Origin of the sequence: Nocardia sp. NPDC051750, from assembly GCF_044453135.1 — a bacterium.
Taxonomy (GTDB): domain Bacteria; phylum Actinomycetota; class Actinomycetes; order Mycobacteriales; family Mycobacteriaceae; genus Nocardia.
In genome coordinates this window covers 82,201-107,005 of record NZ_JBITCK010000009.1, presented here as the reverse complement: position 1 = coordinate 107,005, position 24,805 = coordinate 82,201, and the positions used below count along the sequence as shown (strand labels likewise).

At 69.0% G+C, this 24,805-nt stretch carries 2 protein-coding genes; both read left to right on the top strand.

Features of this window, described 5'->3' with window-relative positions:
• The first annotated feature begins 103 nt into the window (after window positions 1-103).
• The gene (locus tag ACIA75_RS33925) at window positions 104-24,154 is read left to right on the top strand and encodes a toxin glutamine deamidase domain-containing protein (RefSeq protein WP_397111158.1); all 24,051 of its coding nucleotides are present in this window, start codon (window positions 104-106) and stop codon (window positions 24,152-24,154) included.
• A gap of 50 nt (window positions 24,155-24,204) precedes the next feature.
• Complete coding sequence (locus ACIA75_RS33920) at window positions 24,205-24,744, top strand: hypothetical protein (protein WP_397111157.1); 540 nt, start codon at window positions 24,205-24,207, stop codon at window positions 24,742-24,744.
• The last annotated feature ends 61 nt before the right edge of the window (window positions 24,745-24,805 follow it).

Sequence of the window (24,805 nt, the reverse complement as noted above, 5' to 3'; positions counted from 1 at the left end):
GCCCGATGGTGTCCGTTCACCGCCCTCCGCTGTAATCGGGCAGTCGGAATCCCGATGAGGAGGTGGCGGTGACAGGCTCGGCAACTGCCGCCGTCATACCGCCGTGAGTCTCTACCTGCCGCCGGAGATGCGCTGGCTCGGCTGGATAGCGGGCGCAGAATGGCCGGACGGTGACGAAGACAAGGCCTGGGCGGTTTCCGATGCGTGGAAAGACGCCGCCGAAGAGCTGCTCGCCCTGCTCGTTGCGGTCGACGCCGCCAAGGCCGCGACCGAGGCGGCCTATTCCGACGGCGCCGCGCGCGCCGAGATGGGCGGCCAATACGACAAGCTCCGCAGCGGGGACTCCTCGATAGAGGCGCTCGCTCAGTACATGCAGCAAACCTCGGACTCCACCTTCGATATGGGAACCGAGCTGCAGGCCGAGAAGATCACCATCATCATCACCCTGTGCTGGCTGGCCGTCGAAATCGCACTGGCCTGGCTGTTCCCGCCGACAGCGCCCGCGGTCGAGGCCGCGGCCATCGGCGGTACCCGGGCGGTGCTGCAAGCGGTGCGAACCGCCACGCAGAAGGCCATCCAGCAGCTGGCCTCGAAACTGGGTGCGCCCAACGTGAAACGGAGTTTCTGGCGCAGTTTGCTCGCCGGTAAACCGACCCTGCCCACGGCAAAGGGGTGGGGCGTTTTCGGTAGCGAGGTGATCCAGGGCGCCGCCGAGGAGGCGATAATCAGCGGTGCGGTGCAGGCGGGCCAGGTCGCCGATGACAAGCGCCGGGAAATGGATTGGTCGGAAATCGGCTACAGCGCGGCGGCCGGCGGTTTCGCGGAACCGATCGGCGGGGCCGTGGCCAAGGGGCTCAACAAAGGATTCTCCAACGGGTTCGGGTTCAACAGGAATCTCGGTGATCAACTCGACAACTGGTGGGGTCGGGCAGGACAGAACACGGTGGTCGGGGCCGCGTCGGACGGACTCGCCGGTATCGCCGGCAGCCTGTTCGTCGCCGCGATATCCGGGCAGAGCATCTCGGATACCCTCACCGGAGTCGGTGTCGCCGGCGGGTTCATCCAGGGCGGGATCGTCGGCCTGGCAGACCCGTCGACCTTCGGCCGGGCGGGGCTCGTCGGTTCGGCGGCCGGTGAGTGGGGTGTCGGCGGTGGGGACCGGTTTGGACGCAGCGGCGGAGAATTCGACAACGGCTCCGGCGACGGGTCCGGACTGGGGGAACAGGTTCGGGAGCAGCCCCCGCCGGGCGGTGGAACTCCGGGAAACGGCGACTCGTCACAGACGCGCGGTGATACCTCCGAACGCGCGGGCGAGTCCGGGCCGCAACGACCGGGTGGATCACGCGGTGGGCCGACCGATATGCCGGAATTCTCGCGGGCCGGGTCGGTGGGGACCACCCAGCCGCAGAGCTTCGCCGGTGGACAGCAGCCGCCAGGGGAGGGGCCGCAATCTCCGAACCGGTCGCCGGGCGGTGCCGATTTCGCCGGTAGCGGTTCGGATTCGACGGGTGGCGGGCGCTCCTCCGCACCTGGGGATTCGAGTTCGGGGCTTTCGCCCTCCGGTGGACAGTCACCGCAGGGTACGTCCGGTACAGGTGGCGGGTCGTCGCATGCCTCGGAGGCTCCGGCGGGCGGTGGGACCGTGCCGGGCGGCTCGGACAGTAATTCGTCTGGGCAGCAAGATAGTACGAGCACGGCGCCGGGTGGCGGTGGTGAGCGCGGTGGGGCCGGGTCCAGCGGAGGTGAGGGCGCCGGATCGAGCAGTGCGGAGGGTCGCGGTGATGGTTCCGCGGACGGTGCCGGTGCCGGCGGGTCGAGTGCCGGTGACGGTCGTGGCGAGTCCGCCGGTGTGGACGGTGGTGTCGGCGGATCGGATGGTTCCGGCGGTACGGTCGGCGAATCGCCGGTCGGGGGGCCGGGGACACAGACCGGGGATTCGGTATCGGGCACCGGTGGCGGGGCCTCGGATACGACAACGCACCAGGGGCAGCAGACGCACCAGGATCAGCCGGGCGAACCGGGTCGCTCCGCAGACCATGATCAGCCGGGGACGAGCGGACAGCAGTCGGACGAGACGGGCTCGCGCCCCGGTGAGATCTCGACCGGTCCTCGTGACGGAGGGGAGGCGGGTGACCGGGTCGGTGGTACCACGGATCCGGTCGCGCAGACGTCCCAGCCCGGTGGGCCGCCGATTCCCGGGGCATCCGGCCCCGTCCAGGCTCTCGGCCCGGTCCAGACTCCGGGCCCTGCTCAGGCTCCGGGCCCTGCTCAGACTCCCGGACCGGCCCAGACCTCGGGTGCGACACAGACTTCCGGCCCCGCACCCGCTTCCGGTCCCGTCTCGAATTCCAGCCCGGCCCACGCCGCCGGGCAGGGGCAGTCCACCGGGCCCGCGCAACCCGGTCGCACGGAACCTCCCACCGGACAAGCGAGTTCTACCGCCCGGCCGGGAACTACGACCGGGCCGTCGAATGTTGCCGCCGCGTCTCCGGATGCCCAGCAGAGCCGCCAGGCACCGGTATCGGAGACGTCGCCGCCGGCTTCGACCGCCGAGACGCGCCGGCTCGAGCCGCCGATCAGTTCTGGTTCACCAGAGGCGATCGGCGATGCCGAATGGTCGGATCTGATCGGAGGTGACCTTCCGGACGATCTGGAATCGCGGTGGACACCAGAGGCTTTCGAAGCCATGATCTCGGCGAACGTGGGCGGGAATCCCGCTTCGCTGATCGATCCCGGGGCCGGGCTCACCAATTCGGTGCCGGCCGGCCCGGCGCCACAACCCGTGACCCCGGCGCAGGTGACCCCCGCCCAACCGGGGCCACATCCCCTACAGAACCCGGGTGCGCCTGCACAAGTGCAGCATTCGCCGGGCGCGCCCGCGCCGAACCAGAGCTCGCCGAGCACGTCGAATCAGGTTCCGGGCCCAGCGCAGCCCGGAGCGAATTCGCCGAATCAGCCGCAGCCCGGCCCGAATCAGCTGCAGGCCGGCCCGAGTCAGGCACAGGCGGGACCGAATCATGGGCGAGCGGGGACAGAACAGGTTCAGACCGGCCCGAATCAGACCGGGGCGCACTACTCCGCCGAGGGCGATCCGGGGCGGCCGAAACGGCCACATGCCGAGACCGAGCCGAGCCCGGAACCATCGCCCAAGCGGTTTCGCGCCGGGGAATCGGTACCGGGCAGCCCGCAGCAGGGCGAACAGGAAACGGACTCGAAGGACGAGCAGCCGGTGCCGGTACTCGTACCGGTCGACAGCGGACCGCAGCAGCCGCCCGCCCAACAGAGCCCGCGGACTCCCCGGTCGCCGCGAGAATCCGGAGTGGAGCAGTCCGCGGACGAGGAATCGGATTGGGACGGCTGGACGGATCCGGAGTCGGAGACCGCGCCGGAACCGCCGCTGTTCGGCTGGCCGGAGCCACCGATGGTGCTGGGAAACCCCATGCACTCCCGCGCATACGGACCGCACCTGCTGGCGCCCCTCGAGGACCCGCAACGGCAGCGGGACCTCGAGGAGGCGCTGCGCGGCGCGGACGGGAACTTCGTGCGGTACGCCGATCCGCGTACCCACCCGGCCGGTGGGACGCCTTATGGCGAGCTGATCAACCCGGGCCGGTCGGACGGTCCGTCCCGCGGGAACAACTGTGTCGAGACCGCGCTGGCGGGGCTGGCCAGTTTCTACGGTGTGCCGATGGTTGCCGCGCCCCGCTATCCGGACGTGGTGAACGGTGTCGTCGACCGCCGCGGTGGTGAGCAGGGAGGTATGCAGCGGGTTTTCCAGATGCTGCGTACCCGTCCGGAGAGCTACACGGACGGCCGGTCGATCCCGGAGCAGTATGCCGCGATGGACAACTGGGTACGACACCTTGGTCCGGGTTCGGCCGCCTACGTGACCAGCATGTGGGCACAGATCGATCCGGCCACCGGCCAACCGCTGCCGGACGACGGCTCGGTGACCTTCGAAACGCACACCACGCTGATCGTCTATCCGGAAGGTGCCGAGGGGCCGGTGTGGTGGGACCCGCAGTCGGGTGAGATGACCCTCGGGCCGTCGCCGGCCATGGTCGACCGCAGTGCGGGGGTCGCCTTCATCCCCGTCCCGGCGGATCGGGTCGTCGCCGCTGATCCGGATCCTGCCGCCGCGTCGCCCGCTCCGGTTCCGCAGCAGCCGCCGTCGGGGCCGGTGGTCGCGCCGGCCGCGCAGACCGCCGCCGAGCCGCCGTTGCGGTTGCCCGATCCCGCGGCGAGCCGGACGTTCGGCCCCGGCCATCTGAACCCGGATCTGCATCCCGGGCTGCTGCAGGCGCTCGAGAACGCGCTGCGTGACGGCTCCGGCGATTTCGTGGTGGGGGCCCACCCGGGAACGTATCCCTCGACCGCGGCGCCGTACGGGTCGCTGGTCAATGCCGGTGGACTGGGGGTGCCGGGACGACGGAGTAACCATTTCGACGCCGCGCTGTCGGCGCTCTCGTCGTTCCTCGGGAAACCGCGGGTTGCCGCGGCCCGGTATGTCGACAATGCGGTGAGTCCCGACAACTGGACCGCGGAAACCGATGGCGTCCAGCGGGCAGCCCAGTGGGCCGGCGGGAACCTGCACCAATACCCGGCCGGTCAGCCGATGACGGAGCAGTACGCGAATCTGCACAATTGGGTGCACCATCTCGGACCGGGTTCGGCCGCAGTGGTTTTCAGTGTCGTTCCGGAGCAGGATCCGGCAACGGGGCAGATTCTGCGCGATGGGCAGAACAGGCCGAAGGCCCGGGTCCAGCCCACGGTGGTCGTCTATCCACCGGCCGCATCCGGTCCGGTGTGGTGGAACGCGGTGACGGGCGAGACCTGGGATCAACCGCCCGCCGACCTGGTCGCGCTGACCGGCCGGCTCCGCTTCATCCCGATTCCGCCCGGCCGGACGGTCGGGGAATCGGCTCCGTCGGAGAACCCGCCGCAGCCCCCGGCGGGGCAGCCGGGGATGTCGGGGTTCCCATCCGAACTCGGGCCCCGGATCGTCGAACTGCCCGATACCTACGACGAGGCCGATACGGATTCGGACCGCACCGGTATCGCGGACGAGCCGGAGCCCAGGGTCCTCGCGGAGTCCGAGGTGCCCTTGGGCGCACCGCCGGGGGAACCGGAATCCGATCCGCCGGCGCGGGAAACCGAGACCGCGGGGACGAAACGGCCGGCGTCGGAGCCGGATACCGCACCAGCGAAGCGACCGCTGCTGGAGGTGGCGCAGTCCACCCCGGACGCGTCCGCACCTGCCGGAACCGGCACCGAGTCGCCATTCTCCCCGACCCCGGGCTCGCAGCAGGATATTTCACCGCGGCCGCAGCTGAACTTGCCCTGGCCGGCGACCGTGCTGCCCAACGGGACGGATGCCCGGATGTACGGGCCGGGCTGGCTGGCACCGCTGGAAGACCAGGCGTTGCAGACACACCTCGAGAACGCGATGCGGGACAGCGCCGGTAACTTCGCCCGATACGCGGATCCGCGCTCCTATCCCGCCAACGGCACGCCGTACGGTGAGCTGATCAATCCCGGGGGCATCAAGGTTCCCGGACGCAACAAGAACTGTCTCGACTGCTCGGTGGCGGGTCTGATGACCTTCCTCGGACTGCCGCAGGTCGCGCTGCCGCGCTATCACCAGATCGTGAACGGTGTGGTCAGTAGCGGCGGGTCCGACGGCCTCGACCAGACCCGGCTGTACCAGATGCTCGGCAACCGGCCGAACAATTTCGACGACGGCCGCCGCGCGATTGTCGAGCAGTTCCGCGCCATCCACCAGTACATGAAGAACCTCGGGGAGGGCTCCGCGGCCTACGTCTCGTTCACCTGGCAGCCGCGCGATCCGCGAACCGGCCGCCCGATGCAGGTGGGCGGCCGTCCGGTGCTGAGCGGCCACGCGACGCTCGTCGTCTATCCAGTAGGGGCGAAGGGCCCGCTGTGGTGGGACCCGCAGGGCGGCATCGTGACCGAGGGGCCGAGCCTCCAGCTGACCTTCAACACGAAATCGGTCGGATTCGTGCCGATCCCGGCGGGCCGGTCGGTCCTGCCGAGTCTCGCCGACGCCAGGTCTGCCGGTGCCGGGCCCCGGCCGGCCCCGGCGCTTCCGGCCCCCGTCCGGGAGGCGGTGATCGCACCGGAACACAGTCGTCCCGAACCCCCGCACCGGCTCTCCGATCCCGCCGGCAGTCGCCGGTTCGGTCCCGGTGAGCTGCGCCCGGTCGAACATCCGGGTTTCCAGCTGGCGCTGGAGAACGCCATGCGCGACGACAGCGGCCGTTTCGAGGTCGGCGCCGATCCGAGCACCTATCCCCGTCCGGAACATCCGTACGGGAAACTGATCAATCCCGGTGGCACCAGCCTGAAAGGCCGCGACACCAATGGGTTCGATGCCGCGATGTCGGCGCTGGCGACCTTCTTCGGTAAGCCGGAGGTCGCCGCGATACGGCATATCGATCCGGCGACCGCCGGCAACGACCGTGCGGACGAAAAGGACGGCCGGGCCCGGGCACTGCACTGGCTGGGCAGCGATCCCACCAACTTCGACCCCGCGTTGCCGATGGCCGAACAGTATGCGGCACTGAATAATTGGGTGACGCATCTGGGCCCCGGTTCGGCGGCCCTGGTGCTCAGCGCGAAACCCGTGCCGGATCCGGATACCGGCCTCCCGTCCCGCACCGCCGAGGGAGACCTCGTACCGGGGGAGCCGGAGCCGTCGGTGATCGTGTATCCGGTCACCGGTTCCGGGCCGGTGTGGTGGAATCCGGTGACCGGCGAGACTTGGGACGCCCCGCCGCCGGACCTGATCGACCGCACCCTTTACCTGAACTTCGTGGCGGTCCCGCCGGGCCGGACCGTCGAAGCGGACATTTCTGATACCCATACCGAAGGAGCAACCGATGGATCTGCCGCTACAGACCGAGGAACAAGTCCGGGAGTACCTGCGGGAAGCGCTACCGGGCGATCAGGCGTATCTGATCGGCCGGATGCCGGTGGGCGACTGGCTGCTCCAGCCACAGGCCACCCAGGAGGATCTGGACACGGGCCGGGCGATCGGGATGTCCTGTCTGGTGGTGACAGCGGCCGCCGGGGTGATCCTGCAGTACCCGAGCTGGCCGGGCGGGATGGTGATGGAGAACTACACCGAGGCCGTGACGGCCGGGCGGGAACCGTCCGCCCGGCAGATCTATCCCCGGCAGACTCGGCTGGAACTGCTCCGGATCGACGAAGCCCCGGATCGGGTGGAGTACCGGGTGAACGTGCAGTCGGAGGTGAAGCCGGCAGATCAGTTCTCGATGGTCATCGACAAACGGACCCGGCTACCGCAGCCGACGAGCACCGACGCGATGGTGGCGTCGGCGTGGGCGGGCTGGCGCCAGGAGCAGGACGGGAGCTGGCCGGAGATGGGGACGACGGAGTACTGAGCCCCGGGGGGCTGTACTCACTGCCGCCACGTTCGGCATCTTCGCCGGCGCCGGACGATGACCCGCCCGAGCTCGGTCCACAACAGCCCGCGGGCGATACCGGTGGGCCGGCGGATTCCGGGCAGCGGAAGCGGCCGCTGCCGGATCCGGAATCCGGTGCACCGCCGCAGAAGCACACCCGCACCGACGATTCGGACGAAAACGATCCGCCCGGTCCGGCCGGGGAGCGGGCGGACGACGATGCGCGGGACTCGGATCCGGCGGGTTCGGAATCACCGCGGAGCGAATCCGGCGCGGAGAGTGTCTCCGAGAACCAGCAGTCGCGACAGGTCGTACTGCCGGAGCCGCCGATGGAGTTGCTGGATCCGGCGGAAATGCGCGTCTTCGGACCGGGGTATCTCGCTCCGGTGGAAGATCCTGCGCTGCCACACGCACTCGAGAATGCGATGCGGCGTCCGGACGGGTTCGCCGTCTACGCCGACCCGAGCAGTTATCCGCCCGGTGGTACACCGTTCGGCGAGATGATCAATCCGGGCCACGGGAACAGGCCCGGGCGGGACAACAATTGCCAGGATTGTGTGCTCGCCGGTCTGGCGACCTTCCTCGGCAGCCCGACGGTTGCCGCGCCGATCCACCCGGCAGTCGCGCACGGCGCGGTCAACTGGGACGGCCCGGAGCGGGGTGGCTCCGGCCGGCAGCACTGGATGGTCGGGCTCGCCGAATACGCATTGGACGGATTCGGCACCATACCCGAGCGCATCACCGCGATCCATGATCACGTGGCGGAACTCGGGCCGGGTTCGGCGGCGATTGTCTCCAACCGGTGGCAGGCGGCGGACCCCGAAACCGGTGACCCGATGGTGGACGAGGACGGGGAACCCGTCGAGGGCCCCGAACATACCGTCCTCGTCGTCTATCCCGCACCGGATCCGGACAATCTCGACGAGAACGGTGCGGTGATAGACGAGGGTCCGCTGTGGTGGGATCCGCAGAGCGGCAGGATGTCTCACGAGCCCTTCGAGGACTTCCGTACGCAGTCGCTCCTGGTCATGTCCGTGGTGATTCCGCCGGGGCGCACAGTGGTCAGCGCGTCCGCCCGGCAGCCGGTTCCGGCGCCGCGACAGGCGGTGCACACCCGGCCGCGTCCGGCGGTGGTCCCGGCGCTCGACCGTCCCGCGCCGCCGGTGCGGCTGCCGGATCCGTCCGCGCGGCGGCCTTACGGGCAGGGTGGGCTGGCTCACCTCGAACATCCGGGTCAGCAGTGGGCGCTCGAGAATGTCTTGCGGGCCGGCAACGGTGATTTCGTAGTCGGTGCGGATCCGCGGAGCTATCCGACACCGGGTTATCCGTACGGCTGGATGATCAATGGGGGCAGTAGCCGCCCGGCGTCCCGGGTCGCGAACCGCTGGGATGCGCTGCTGGCGGGATTGTCGTCGTTCCGCGGTAATCCGCTGGTCGCCGCCCCCCGGCATCCTGATGCGGGCGACAGCTATAACCGCGAGGACGAAGCCGCCGGGATGGAGCGGGTCATCGAATGGCTGCAGACGCAGCCCGATCATTTCGGTGAGATTTCGGCGCCGCAGCAATTCGCCGCACTACACGAATGGGTAGCTCACCTCGGGCCGGGGGCGGCGGCCGTGGCATTCGCCGCGATCGGCGAAGTCGACCCCGCCACCGGCGACCTGGCGCGGGATGAGAACGAGGAGTACGTGGTCTCCGGCATCATGCCGCTGGCCGTGATCTTCCCGGTAATCGCCTCGGACGGCAATCAGGCCAGTACGCCGACCCGGCCGCAGTGGTGGGACCCGGCGAGCAATACGACGTGGGAACAGTTGCCGGACCGGATCGTGCACAGCACGGTGCAGTTCGGATTCATTGCGTTGCCGCCGGATACGACGGTGGATGCGTCGGGGCGGGGTTCGGTGGTGCGGTCGGTGCCGGTGCCGGTGCCGGTGCCGTTGGTGGTGCCGGTGTTCAATCGTGCGGGGCCGCCGATGCGGTTGATGGATCCGTCGCGGGGGCGGGTTTTCGGTCCTGGCCAGTTGGCTCCGTTGGAGTTTGCTGGTGTGGAGGGGCCGTTGGAGTCGTTGTTGTCCGACGGCGGTGGTGGGTTTGTGGTGGGTGCGGATCCGCGGAGTTTTCCGTCGGTGGGGAATTCGTTTGGGTGGTTGGTGAATCAGGGTGGGCATTTTGTGTTGGGGCGGGGTTCGAATCGGTGGGATGCGGCGTTGTCGGGGTTGTCGTCGTTTTTGGGGTATCCGTTGGTGGCTGCTCCGCGGTATGCGGATGCCGGACCGGATTCGTACAACGACGCGGACGAGACCGACGGGCGCCGGCGGGCCATCGAGTGGCTGCAGAGTATGCCCGATACCTTTGCTGCTGCCTCTCCGGTAGAAGGTTATGCGGCGCTGCACGCGTGGGTGGCGATGCTCGGGCCGGGGTCGGCGGCGCTGGGCTTCTCCGCGATCCCGGAAGTGGACCCGGGCACCGGTGAGCCGCTACGGAATGCGCAGGGACAACCCGAAACCGCTCGCTTCGAGCCCATCCTGGTCATCTATCCGGCGCGAGTCTCGAGGGACAATCCGGTGCCGACCCCCGGACCGGTGTGGTGGGACCCGGCCACCGATCACACCTGGGACCGGCCGCCGACCGCGCCGATCGCCGGAAGCTCGTGGTTCGGCTTCATTGCGCTACCGCCCGGCCGCCGTATCGACCCGGGCCTCGACCATCCGATCACCGTTTCCGATTCGGATGACGATGACGATTCGGACGATATCGGCACCGACAGGCTCTACTCCGACCAGTCCGAATCGGACCTGGAGGATTTCGACGCGGGGGAGTCCGACCCAGGAGATTCGGACGCAGGGGCATCGGACGCGGGGGATCCAGGGGATCCGGACCCGGGGAATTCGGACCCAGGGGGTACCGAACCGGAGGATTCGGACCCGGAGGATTCGGACCCGGAGGATTCGGACGCTGGGGAAGCCGACTCGGAGGAAGGCGAATCGGAGCAGGACGCCGCCACCGGTAACCCGTTCGATTCGTTGCCGGCGCCGCCGATGGAGTTGGCCGACCCGGCCGCGATGCGGGTGTTCGGTCCGGACTACCTCGCTCCGATCGAGGACGACGCGCTGCAGGAAACGCTCGAGAAAGCGCTGCGCGGTCCCGAGGGATTCGTCGCATACGCCGACCCGAGTAGCTATCCCTCCGCCGACAGTCCGTACGGCACGATGATCAACCCCGGCTTCCAGGACATTCCGGGGCGCAGGGTGAATTGCCAGGACTGCATGCTGGCCGGTTTGGCGAGCTTCCTCGGCTACCCACTGGTCGCCGCACCGGTTCATCCCATCATCGTGGACGGCAATGTCGTCTGGGACGGTGAGTCCTTCGCTGCCGGCCGGCAATATTGGATGACCGGGCTCGGTGAGCGGCGCTTCCGGGCCGGGTCCAGGAGCCCGCGCGAGCAATTGACGGCCATCCACGATCAGGTGGCCGAGCTCGGGCCGGGGTCGGCGGCCCTCGTTTCCACCGTCTGGCAGTCGATGGATCCAGCGGCCCAGGGCGGGCCGGAGGGTAGTGCCGGCCAACCCGTCAGCGGCGACGGACACGGCGTGCTGATTGTCTATCCGAAGCCGGATCCGGACAACCTCGATGAGAACGGTCAGGTCATCGACAACGGCCCGCTCTGGTGGGATCCGCAGAGCGGCGAGATGTCCCGCCGGCCGCCCGAAACGTTCGCGCGGTCCTCCCATGAGATCGGGTTCACGTTCATCCCGCCCGGTCGTTCCGTATTCGATGCGGCGGGCCGGCGACCGGTTCAGGCGCCGCGGCCGGAACCACAGCCGGTGCCGCCGCGCGCGGAACCGGCGCTGGTCCCGATACGCAACCGTCCGGCGCCGATGCGGTTGCCGGATCCCGCGCGGACTCGCCGGTTCGGGGCCGGTGCGCTGGATCCGGTCGAGCATCCCGGGCAGCAGAAGTTGCTCGACAGTGTATTGCGGGACAGCAGCGGCAATTTTGTGGTGGGAGCCGATCCGCGAACCTACCCGTCACCGGGGTACCCGTACGGATGGATGGTCAACGGCGGCAACGGCGGCGCCCCGGGCCGGAGCACCAATCGGTGGGATGCGGCGCTGTCGGGGCTGTCGTCGTTCCTGGGTAGCCCGTTGGTCGCTGCCCCGCGGTCACCGGAGGCGGGTCCCGGGCAGTACGACACGACCGAAGAACCCCGGCGGGCCGTCCAGTGGCTGCAGACCCAGCCCGATGATTTCGGCTCCGGCTCGCCGGAACAGAAGTACGCGGCACTACGGGACCGGGTGGCTCATTCCGGACCCGGGTCGGCGGCATTGGCTTTCTGCGGTGTCGGCACGGTGGACCCCGATACCGGCGAATTCGCGGTCGATCAGGACGGGCGGTTCGTCCTCAGCCACTACGAGCCACTGGTGCTGATATTCCCGGTGATCGCCACAGCCGACGATCGAATCCCGCGGCCGGCCGAGCCGGTGTGGTGGGATCCGCTGACCGGCACTACCTGGGAGCAAGCGCCGGCCGAGATCGTGGATATGACAGTGCAGCTCCGGTTCATCGAGATCCGGCCGGGTACGACGGTGGATGCGTCGGGGCGGGGTTCGGTGGTGCGGTCGGTGCCGGTGCCGTTGGTGGTGCCGGTGTTCAATCGTGCGGGGCCGCCGATGCGGTTGATGGATCCGTCGCGGGGGCGGGTTTTCGGTCCTGGCCAGTTGGCTCCGTTGGAGTTTGCTGGTGTGGAGGGGCCGTTGGAGTCGTTGTTGTCCGACGGCGGTGGTGGGTTTGTGGTGGGTGCGGATCCGCGGAGTTTTCCGTCGGTGGGGAATTCGTTTGGGTGGTTGGTGAATCAGGGTGGGCATTTTGTGTTGGGGCGGGGTTCGAATCGGTGGGATGCGGCGTTGTCGGGGTTGTCGTCGTTTTTGGGGTATCCGTTGGTGGCTGCTCCGCGGTATGCGGATGCCGGACCGGATTCGTACAGCGATGCGGACGAGACCGACGGGTATTCGCGGGCCCTGGATTGGTTGCTGAGCGCACCCGACCATTTCCGGGGCGGGTCGCGGCCGCAACAATACGCGGCGCTGCACGCATGGGTGGCGATGCTCGGACCGGGGTCGGCCGCCCTGGCTATCCGCGCGGTTCCCGAGCTGGATCCCGTGACCGGGAGCCCGGTCCGGGTGAACGGCCGGGTCGTGGTCTCCCACCACGAACCCGCGGCCCTGGTGGTCTACCCGGCGCGCGTTTCGAGGGACAATCCGGGGCCGGCCCCCGGACCGGTGTGGTGGGACCCGGCCACCGATGACACCTGGGAGCAGCCGCCCGCCGAGCTGAGCTCGGTGACCGGCGAGCTGAGCTTCATCGCCGTGCCCCCCGGCCGGATCATCGATCCCGACCTGGAGCCGGCCGAGGAGGAACCTTCCGACGACGAGTCGGACGAGTTCTCTTCGGACGACGATGATTCCTACGATGGTGATTCGGACGATGAATCGGTCCAGCCGGTCGACTACGGTGCCGACCCGTACCGTCCGGATACCGAGTCCGGTCAGTCCTTGCCCGGGCCGGCGCCGGTTGCGCCGGCGACCTCCATCCCGTGGTTCGGTGCCGACGAACGTGCCGTGATTCCGAGTCTTTTCCGGGATCAGGATCGCGAGGTATGGGGCGGGGTCGGACAGCGGCATCAGGATGCACTGGAGGACGCGGTGCGGGTCGGTGACCAATTCGCGCTGTTCCAGAATCCGGCGACCTTCAGCGCGGTGGCGGGCGGCGAACCGTATGGGTTGCTGATCGCCGCCGCCGGCCGGCGGCACCTCGAGGATGCCTGCCAGGATATTTCGCTGTCGCTGATCTCCACCTTCTTCGGGAAACCTCAGGCGGCTTCCCCGCGGATCGGCCCGGTCAAACGGGATACGCACACCTCCGGTATGTCTCAGGCCACGAGGTTCCTCGGCCACCGGGGCCTCTCCCTCGACCTGGACGGCCGATCGATCGAGCAGCAATTCCACGAGGCGCACCGGCTCTTCGCCGCGCTGGGGCCGGGCACCGCGGTATACGTCAACCTCGTGTGGCACCGGCAGGAGGACGGGCGCAAGCTGTACCATCCGGACGGTTCGCCGCAATGGGACGGTGGACACGCCATGGTGGTCGTGTATCCCGACTACGGCGCGGATCCGAACGCCGACCAGGGCCCGGTCTGGTACGACGCGCAGCTGCGGACGGCGAACTACGGCGGCCCGCCGGAACATGTCCTGGCGAACACGGCGCGCGTCGATTTCGTCATCGGTACCCCCGAATCCGTATCGGCCGCGGCACGGCACCGCCGGGCACTCCGGCGCGCGATGAGTGACGGCCGTGGCGGATTCGCCAGGTACCGGGCCCCGTCCGCCACCGCGGTGCCGGGCGGCCGGCCGTACGGTGAGCTGGCTACCTTCGATTCCGGGGACCCGGGCCGGTTCAGTTTCTTCGAGTCCGCGCTCGCCGGGGCGGCGTGTTTCGTCGGCCTTCCGGTTTTCGCCGCCGCGAGCCCGAACTCGTACAACGTCGATGGGCGGCCCACTCCGGACGAGCTGCTCAACGGGGGCGGCCGCGATCTGGTCCGGCAGTGGTTCGGTAAGCGGCTGAAGTCACTGGCCCGGGATAATCGGACGATCGCCGAGCAGTTCGCCGAGGCGTATTTTCAGGTGGCGGGCCGGGACTCGGGGTCGCTGGGATTGGCGGTTGTCTCCGGGGGGCCGCGTGGTGCCGATCTAGCGGCGCTGCTGCTGGTCCACCCGAGGTCGGCGGACGGCCGGGGGACGGCCCCGGTGTGGTGGGACACCATGACGGGCCGACAGTATTCGCAGCGTGAGATGCTGGCCGGCCTCGCGCAGAACCCGGAGTTCGAGGAACTCTCCTTCGTGACCACCAGCGGACGGGGCCTGCGCGACTATCTCGCGGAACCGCTGTCCGGCCTGTCCGGCGCCGGGGCACCGGCACGGAGGGCCGGCCGGGTGTGGGAACTCGCCGACGACTCGGACGCGGATACCGCCGGTGAGGGCGCCCCGGAAATGGGTGGCGACGAGGCGCCTCGGCCGGACGCGGGCCCGCGCGACGGGACCGGTCCGGTGCCCCGGCTCCCGCTCGGTGAGCGTGCCGGCGGGTTCCACGGTGAGGTGACCGGTTCGCCTTTCCACTTGCGGGATCGGCTGCGCCGGCTTCTGGGACGCGGCCCGTCGCCGGTCGGTACGCACGTCCGGGCTGCGGCGGCGAGTGGTGTTCCGCGGCTGACCGATGAGGAGCTGGCGCTCGTTCCGGATCCCGCCGAGCGCCGGGACGGCAACGGGTACATTGCCGTCGATCCACAGGATCAAGCGGCATTGGATGCGGCATTGCGCGACCCGGTGACGGGTAAGGCCGCGCAGTACCCGAATCTGGTGGCCTTCTCGGCGGTCGGTGGGACGCCGGCCGGGAAACTGATCAACGGGCCCGGGTCGCAGGAAATCGGCCGGTGGCGGAACTGCGCCGATATTTCGCTGTCGGCGATAGTCTCGTTCTTCGGTGTGCCGCAGGTCGCGGCTCCGCGGCCCGGCACAATTCTGCGGGACTATTTCACGTTCGGGGATATGCAGGCATTTCAGATGCTCGGCAACCGGTTCATGTCCTTCACCGGCCCGGCCGCGAAGTCGGTCCCCCAGCAATACGAGACAGCGCACCGCTTCATCAAGGAGCTGGGGCCGGGCACGGTGGCCCAGGTCAGCACGCACTATCAACGGTTCGACCGGTACGGCAACAAGGTATTCAACGACGACGGCTCCCCGAAACTCATCGGCGGGCACGCAACGATCGTCTACGTCCCGGACGACGGCCCGGACAGCGGGCCGATCTGGTTGGATCCGATGAGCGGGAGGTGGGAAACGGAGCCGCCCGAGGGCTACCTGTTCGCGGCGGGACGAGTGTATTTCGTGGTCGGCCGGCCGGATCTCTATGTGGCCGCGCTGAAACATCGCCGGGCGCTGCGGAACGCGCTGGACGACGGCAAGGGCGGGTTTGTCAGGTATCAGGATCCGTTCGTGCCGGTGCGTGGTGGCCGCGCCTACGGTGAGTTCGTCACCTTCGGGGCGGGGGACTCCGGCGGGCGAGCCAGTGTCCACGAATCGGCGCTCGCGGGAGTGTCGTGTTTCCTCGGGCGGCCGAATTTCTCGGTGCCGAGCTGGAATCATCTGAATCCGGGCGGGCAGCCGGCCTCGGACGAGGTGCTGTGGGACGGCGCCCGGGACCGAGTAAAGGAGTACTTCGGCACACCGCTGGAGTCTTTGTCGTCCCCGGATTCTCCGGCGCTGCGGCAGCAGGTGGACGCGGCATACGAACAGGTTTCGAATCGGGGTCCTGGGTCGGTGGGCGTGGCGTTCGTATCGTTGCCGGAGAAGATTTCCCCAACGGGCCGAAGTGTCCCGGGTAAAGATGTCGCGGCGTTCGTGCTGGTCTATCCGAAAGCCCAGGACGGTGCGGAACAGCCGGCGCCCCTGTGGTGGGACACGATGACGAATACGCGGTATTCGCGGTCGGAGATGGCAGACCTGCTGGCCGCCACACCGGAATTCGGTGCGCTGTCGTTTGTTTCGGCCACCGGCGATGAACTGGTGCACCACCTTTCTCATTCGTATACGAGTTATCCCGTCGCCAACCCGGGCCCCGAACCGGTACCGGAACAAGAGGACGAGGACCCGGACGGGGCGGCGGGTACACCACCGGTCCAGGGCCCGCCGCAGGCGGTCGATGCGGCCGGATCGGCCGACCGTGACGCGATTCCGGTCGACGCGGGCGAGGACGGCGGTGCGGACCAGACGGTTCCGGTCGATGCCGGGCCCGCTCGGGGAACGGAAGCAGGTCCGTCCGAGACGCGGAAGCGGGCGTTGCCCGATTCCGATGCGGCACCGGAAAAGCGACGCCGGCTGGGTGATTCGGATCCGTCGCCGGAGAGCGAGGAGACGGCGCCACCGGAGCCCGTCGCGGTGTTCGACCGGCCGGCGCCGCCGCTGCGTTTGCCGGACCCGTCGCAGAGTCGTCGTTTCGGTCCGGGGCAGCTGGCTGCCCTCGAGCACCCCTTCCTGCAGCAGGCGCTGGAGAACAGGCTCCGCGGTCGCGAGGGAAACTATGTGGCCGGGGCCGATCCACGAACCTATCCGACCGCGGACCATGCGTACGGAAAGCTGATCAACGCGGAAGGATTCTTCCCGCTGGGGCGCCGAACCAATATGTGGGATGCCCTGATGTCGGGACTGTCGTCGTTCCTGGGGCATCCCTTGGTTGCGGCGCCCAGGTACCCGGCCGGCCCCGATCGATACGACAACGGTGACGAGGGAGCCGGTGGGTACACCAGGGTCCTCCAGTGGTTGCAGCGTCAGCCCGATCGCTTCGGGACCGGCACGCTGCCGGAACAGTATGCGGCGCTGCATAATCGAGTAGCCGCACTGGGCCCGGGGGCGGCCGCGGTGGTGATCGGTGTGATTCCCGTGATGAACCCGGCGACCGGGCAGCCGGTGCGCGATCGGACCGGTAGGGTGGCCACCCGCCTGGAGCCGGTGGTGATTGTCTATCCGCGGGTCACCTCGCGGGACAACCCGAACCCGCCGCCCGGCCCGGTGTGGTGGGTTCCCGCCACCGGCGAACACTGGACCCGGCCGCCGGCCCATCCGATCGCCGGCAGCAGCTCGTTCGGTTTCTTTGTGATTCCGCCCGGCCGGACCATCGATTCGCCGAATCAGGATCAGGCGAATACGCCGCGACCGGACCATGCGATACAACCGGTGCTCAACCGTCCGGCGGCGCTGCGGTTGCCGGATCCGTCGCGGTCGCGTCCTATCGGCCCCGGTCTGCTGGCTCCCGTCGAACATCCCGGTCTGCAACGGGCGGTGGCGGATGCCTTGCGAGCGGGTGGTGACACCTTTGTCGCCGGGGCCGATCCGCAGAATTACCCCACGCCCGGTAATCCGTTCGGACGGCTGGTCAACGGCGGGCAGAGCCGGACTGTCCTGCGTGGACGGGACAACAACCAGTGGGACGCGCTGCTGTCAGGGCTGTCGTCGTTCCTCGGTCATCCCTTGGTCGCTGCACCCCGGAATGCCGTTTCGGGCCCCGGCGGCCCGGGGAGTATCGAGGACGCCGGATGGGTCCGCTGGGCCGGGGCATGGCTGGGCAGCCGGCCCGATACCTTCCGCGGCTCACTTCCTGTTGCGCAGCAGTACGCCGCACTGCACATCTGGACGGCCATTCACGGACCGGGCACGGCCGCGGTCGCGCTGCGGATGATGCCCAAAACGGACCCGGTTACCAGGCGCCCGATGGTCGCGGACGGCAAATATGTTTTCTCCCACTATGCCCCGCTGCTGGTGGTCTTTCCGCAGATCACCTCCATCGATGATCGGGAGCCGCCGCCCGGCCCGACGTGGTGGGACCCGGTGACCGGGCAGACCTGGGTCCAGCCGTCGGCCGCGCTGATGGCCGGCAGCGTGGGACTCGCCTTCATTCCGGTCCGGCCCGGTACGACGGTCGACCCGGCTCTCGGCAATCCGACGAATACACCCGCACCGGCCGCCCTGGAAGACATCGGCGCGGCGGCCGAGAATGCGACGGAAATCAACAGTGTCGCCGATAACGATGACGCGCCGGATATCTACAGCGCGTCCGACGAACCCGGCGCCGCCCGTGGTGCTCGAGCGGACGCATCCCCGGCCACCGGACCGGCCGAGCCATCGGGAGCCGGTGCGGACTCCGCGCCGCCGCACGACGCGCACGGCAGCCGGCCCGATCCCGCCGCGCCGACCCCGGCGACTCCGCCGAACCGGTCGCCCCAGCGCCCGATGCCCGAGCCGCCGATGCAGTTGATCGCGCCGGCGCAGACCCGGGCGTACGGTCCCGGGTTCCTCGCCCCGGTGGAGAGCCCCGCACTGCAGCAGGACTTGGAGAACGTGCTGCGGAGCGCAGACGGGACATTCCTCAGATACGCCGATCCGAGCAAGTACCCGGCCACGGGGGAACCGTACGGTAAGCGAATCAACCCCGGCTTCGGTGTCGCACCGGGCCGGGCCACCAATTGCGTCGATTGTGTGTTGTCCGCGCTGGCGACCTTTCTCGGCCTGCCGACGGTGAGCGCGCCGGTCTTTCCCCGTCAGGTCGGCGGTACGGTCAACGGGGACCTGCCCGAGGAACACCACCCCAGGCGGTCCCGGGCGATGTTCCGGATTCCGGTGCAAAGCTTCAGAGACGGAAACCGTTCCATACCTGAGCAGTTCACCGCCATCCATGATCTCGTCGCTTCGTTCGGGCCCGGATCGGCGGCCACCGTCAGCGCCACCTGGAAGGCGAACGACCCGGCAAGCGATGCCGGCCACGCCGTGCTGGTCGTCTATCCCGCGCCGGATCCGGCGCACCGCGACGCAGCGGGAAACATCATCGATGAAGGCCCGCTGTGGTGGGATCCGCAGTCCGGCGAAATGGCTCGTCAGCCGTTGGAATGGATGATACGGAACTCCGCCCGGGTCGTTTTCCGGCCGATTCCGCCGGGACGGAGCATCGTCGGTATCGGCGCGGCCGATGCTCCGCCGGCGCCGCGACCGCGATCGGCTACCCTGCCACCGCCAGGGCCGGTGACCGCGCCGGTGCACAATCACCCGGCCCCGGCGCGATTGCCGGATCCGGCGCAGAGTCGCGGCTCCGGGCCTGACCGGCCGCTGACGCTGCAACACCCCGGTCTGCAGAACGTCCTGGAGACCGCGTTGCGCACGAGCGACGGAACCTTCGTGGCCGGCGCCGATCCGCGAACCTACCCGACACCGGACAGTTCATACGGATGGATGGTCGGTGAAGGTGGTAGGGGGCCTCGGAAACTCGTCCCGGACGAATGGGATGCGGCGATGTCCGGCCTCTCGACGTTCCTCGGCAATCCCCTCAGCACTGCCTTCCGAAAGCAGCAGGACGGTCCCGGCCACCGCGACGCCCAGGTCAACGGGTTCGACAGGGCACGCACGTGGTTGCGGAGCCGGCCCGATAATTTCGGCTTCGCCCGCCCGGTGCGGGAACAGTACGCGGCTATGCACAATTGGGTAACCGCCCGCGGACCGGGGTCGGCGGCCCTGGCCGGCCGCGCGATCCCCACCACCGACGCCGCTACCGGCAAGATCTCGATCTCCCACTTCGAGCCGGTGGTGGTCGTCTTCCCGTCGATCGCCGACGCGGGCGGCGAACTGGCACCGCCGGCCGCGCCGCTGTGGTGGCTCCCGGCGACGAACGAAACCTGGGAGCAACCACCGGACGCATTGATCGATACCAGCATGGCGCTCGTCTTCGTCGCGCTGTCGGCGGGGACCGCTGTCGATTCTTCCGGTCGTAGTCAACCGAACCCACCGCCGCCACCCGGGCTTCCAGCCCCGATCCCATCGGCACCGGCGACAGCGCAGAACGCCGATCTGCCGGTGTTCGATGATGGTTTGATACCGGTGCAGCCGGCGACGGTCGACGCCGAGCACGCGCCAGGGCAGCCCGGGCCGGAGCCGGAACAACCCGCGGATGCGGATTCGCAGACTCGGCGGGAACAGAGTTCCGGGTTGTCCGGGGTTGAGCCACTGTACGAACTCCCTGGGGATGAGCCGCGGTACGAACTCCCTGGAGACGATGCGCGGTTCGAGCTGCCCGGGGACGAAGCACTGTACGAACTCCCCGGAGACGAGCCGCCGCGCAAATCGCCGGTGGACGGAACCGGCCGGCCGGGTCCCGCGGACACACCGGGACCTCGCGATGGTGATCGGCAAACAGACCCGGCTACCGAGGCCGACGAGCACCGGCGCGAGGGTGGCCGCCGCGTGGGTGAGCCGGTATCAGGAGCGGGACGGAACCCGGCCGGAGGTGGGGACCACGAAGTACGGAAGCCGGAGGCCGCGCCGCAGGATCCGGTAACCCGGCACCCGGTGCCGCAGCCACCGGCACAGCTGGCCGACCCAGCGAACACCCGGGTGTTCGGGCCCGGATTGCTTGCTCCGGTCGAGCACCCGACGTTGCAGAGAACCCTCGAGGACGCGCTCCGGGACAAAGCTGGGGAATACGCCGTATTCGCTGATCCGAGCACCTATCCGCCCGGCGGGACACCGTACGGGAAGTTGATCAATCCGGGTTATGGAGTCGAGCCCGGCCGTTTCACCAACGGCCTCGAATGCGTGCTGTCCGGGTTGGCGACTTTCCTCGGCCACCCGCTGGTCGCCGCGCCGCGTTATCCCGATACTGTGCACGGACTCGTCGGCCCGATCGGTCCCGAGCGCAACGGCGAATACCGCATGTACGCCGTACTGCAGACCCCCGTCAACCATTTCGACGGCGGAACCAGTTCTGTAGCCGAGCAATTCGCCGCTCTCCACAATCGTATGCGCGCGCTCGGCCCCGGCTCGGCGGCCGTTGTCCACAACGATCTGTACGCGAAGGATCCCGCCACCGGCGAGCCGCTGCTCGACCGAGCCGGCAATCCCGTGCTGGGCGCCTCGTTCGATTCGCTGATCGTCTACCCCGTCCCGGATCCGGCGAACCGGGACGAGGCGGGCAAGGTCATCGACGCGGGCCCGGTGTGGTGGGATCCGCAGTCCGGGGAGATGACCCGCCTACCACCCGAGCGGCTCATCCGCGACTCCGCGACAGTGGGTTTCCGGGCGATCCCGCCGGGCCGCACGATTATCAGCGAGTCCGGTGCGGGACGGCTACCGGCGCCGGCGCCCGCACCGCGGCCCCGGCCGGCGCGCCCCCTCGTTCCGGTGATCACACCGGTGCACGATCGCCCGGTGCCGCCGGCGCGGCTGCCGGACCCGTCCGCCGGTCGCCGTTTCGGCCACGGCCGGCTGGCTCGACTCGAACATCCGGCGCTGCAGGTGCTCGTCGAGGACGCATTACGCGGTGCCGACGGTACCTTCGTGGCCGGGGCGGATCCGGCGAGCTACCCGACGCCGGAGAATTCGTACGGCTGGTTGATCAACCTGGGTGCGCCTCCCGGCACCGGTCGCGAAAACAACAAATGGGATGCGACATTGGCGGGAGTGGCGACGATCCTGGGTTATCCCGTGGCCGCCGTTCCCCGGCATCCGGACCCGGGGCCCGGCCGATACAACAGCAACGACGAGGCCGGGGGCGTGGCCAGAGCCTGCCAGTGGCTACGTAGCCGCCCCAACAGCTTCGGTTCCGATCTCCCGCTGCCGGAGCAGTACGCGGCACTGCACGCCTGGATTGCCATGCTCGGGCCGGGTTCGGTGGCGGTGGTTTTCCGGGCGATCCCCAAGACGGACCCCGAAACCGGCGAGTGGATGACCGACCCGCGCGGCAAAGCCCTTGTCTCGCATGTCGAGCCCCTCGTGGTCACCTTTCCGGCCAGGGAATCGAGAAACAATCCGCAGCCACCACCGGGGCCGCGGTGGTGGGACCCGGCGGCCGGCGATACCTGGACCCAGCCGCCGGAGGCGCTGATCGCCGAGAGCGCGGAGCTCGGCTTCATCGTGCTACCACCCGGCCGGGTCATCGATGCTCCCCACCCGGTGTCCGCGGCCGGGCGGATAACGGAACTGCCGGACGACGCCCCCCAGGGGCCGGACCTGGAGAGCAGTATCCCGGCGCCAGGAACTTCGCCGACGGTGCCGGATGATGCAGGCACGCGGCAGGATGCCGAACGCTCGCCGGTGCCGGTGCCGGCGCGTATCGGGCAGGTACGGGAAGTGCCAGAGGACGAACCGCCGCGACCGGACACGTCGAGTGCGTCGGTGGCGCCGGCGCCGGGTGGGGCTGTTTCACCGTCGCGGCGGGTGGCGTGGGGCGGGCACCTCGACCGTGCGACAGTCGGCACGCCCTTCCGTCTGTGGCAGCGATTCCGCAGGCTGCTGAGAGCGGGCACCTTGCCGCCGACGCAGCAGGTCGCGCGGTCGGCCGCGGTTCCGTGGTTCACCGCCGGCGAAGTGGCGGCGATTCCACAGCTGTCCGCCGATCGGGACGGCCGCATCTGGGGCGAGCTGGAAAACCGGTCTTATCAAACGGATCTGGACGACGCGCTGCGTAACCCCGACGGCTCCGGTTACGCACTGTTCCAGGATCCGCGGACCTTCACGGCGGTGCCGGGTGGCCGGCCCTATGGGGAAATCCTCAACGGGCCGGGCACGCGGAACCTGGGCCGCAACGACAACTGCCAGGACACCTCGCTCGCACTGATCGCCTCGTTCCTGGGCAAACCTCAGGTCGCGGCACCGCGGATCGGGTCGGCGCCGCACGGCTTGTTCAACGGGAAAGCGCAGGCGGCGCGGTTCGTCGGTAACCGGACCCTCTCCTTCGCCGACGGGTCCCGGTCGATCCCCGAGCAGTATCGGGCGGCCTACGAGCATATTGCTGCCCTGGGGAAAGGAACGGTCGCATATGTCTCCATCGAATGGCACGGGACGGACAGCGACGGCAACAAGCTGTACCACCCGGATGGCTCGCCGAGGATCGATCGCGGTCACGACATCGTGGTGGTCTACCCCGCCTATTCCGACAAGGAACGGGACAAAGGCCAGGTCTGGTTCGACGCGCAAACCGGCAAAAGCTACCAGGGTCCGCCCGCGGATTTCGTCGAGAAGTCGGCGGCGGTGACATTCGTGATCGGAACCCACGAGTTCGTCGTGCCCGCGGCGAAGCATCGTGCGGCGCTCGAGGATGCGCTGCGCAACGGCGAAACCGGGTTCGCCGCGCACCGGGATCCGAGTTCGTACACCTCGGTGCCCGGCGGCACGCCGTACGGCGAGCTCGTCAATTTCGGTGGGGGTTTCCCTGCGGAAGGCAGAATCAGCTTCTATGAATCGGCGATCGCGGGACTGTCGTGCTTCAGCGGCCGTCCGATATTTGCTGTGCCGAGCTGGGACCGTGTGAACCCGGGCGGGCGGCCCACACCTGATGACGTCCTGCACCAGGGCGGACGCCGAATGATCGAGGAAATGTTCGGTGCCGCGCTGACCTCGCGTGCGGGCGCATCCCCGGTTCAGCAACTGACCGGAGTCTACGACGAGGTCGTCGATCTGGGCCCCGGGTCGGCGGCTTTCGTCGAGGTGTCGTGGGATGCCGACGGAGCGAAAGGGCCGGCCGAGGCGGGGATCCTGCTGATCTATCCGGTGACATCGGAGGACGGCGGGGAGTCGGCACCGGTGTGGTGGGACCCGATGACGAACACCCGGTACTCCCACGACGAGGCGCTGGCCCTGGTGGCCCGGTACAACCAGATCTCGTACGCCACGGCCGGCGAGAAGACGTTGACCAACTTCTGCCACAACGTGGAGTGGCCGCACAACGGGAGCCCGCGTCCGATTCCGCGCGCCGTTCCGGTACCCGACGAGGTCGATTCGATCGATTCCGGGACAGCGCGTGGAGGAGGCGACGGCCTGCCGAGCGCGCGGGCGGATGACCCCGGACACCGCCGGGAGAACTGGTACAAGGGGCACGGTCGGCCGCAGCGCCGCCGCCCCGAGGAGTGGTCGTTGCCCAGCGATTTCCGGGCGCCGGCGCCGTCCGACATCCAATGGCTGCCGGAGGTCGCGGTGTCGGCCGACGGCGATCCGGACCCGGAATCCACCGATCCGGAGATGGTGGAAACGCCGGACACCGACGGTCCCGGCTCGCCGCCGGCCGTGGACGCTGCACAACAGGATGAGCCGGATGTAGATGTTCCGTTCACGTTGACCTGATCCGATAGCGGCCGGACCGCAGCCGTCCGGCACCGAATTGGAGGAGTGATATGCCCGACCTGCTGGAAACCGTGGAGGACGTGCGGCAGTACCTGGCAGAGGCATTCGGCCCGGAAGCCGTATTCGCGGTGTATCCGTGTGAGTTCGGCTGGGTGTGCCGGGAGGAACTGCCCGAGGAGAACAGCGAAGCGGGTTTCGGTATGGGCAACTACGTGATCAACCGGCGAACCGGGGTGATCACCGCGCACGGGAGCCTGCACCCGCTGATGATCGGCGAAATGTACGACGAGGATATCCGCTCCGCCCGGCCGGTCCAGGGCTACCAGGTGTACCCGCCGACCTGGGAGATGCAGGTCGACCGGGTGCGCGACACCTCGGCGGACGTGGAATACCGGGTCCGTGCTCGTTCGCTGAAAGTGCCGCCCGAGGAACCGCCGACGGAGCATCTGCTGACCATCGACAAGGAAACCTTCCGTTACCACACCGATACCGGCGATATCCACGTGACCTGTACCCACACCGTCACCTGGGCCGAATCGCGGTGGCGGCGCGACGGCAGCTGGCCGGCGGGCGCAAAACTACGCGCCTGACCGGGCCCGGCCCGCGTGACCGGGTCGCCGGCGTGGTGCGGAGAACCCCGGGTCTATCCGC

Coding starts and splice junctions, on each gene's coding strand:
- ACIA75_RS33920 (WP_397111157.1), top strand. CDS start 24,205: ATGCCCGACCTGCTGGAAACCGTGGAGGACGTGCGGCAGTACCTGGCA.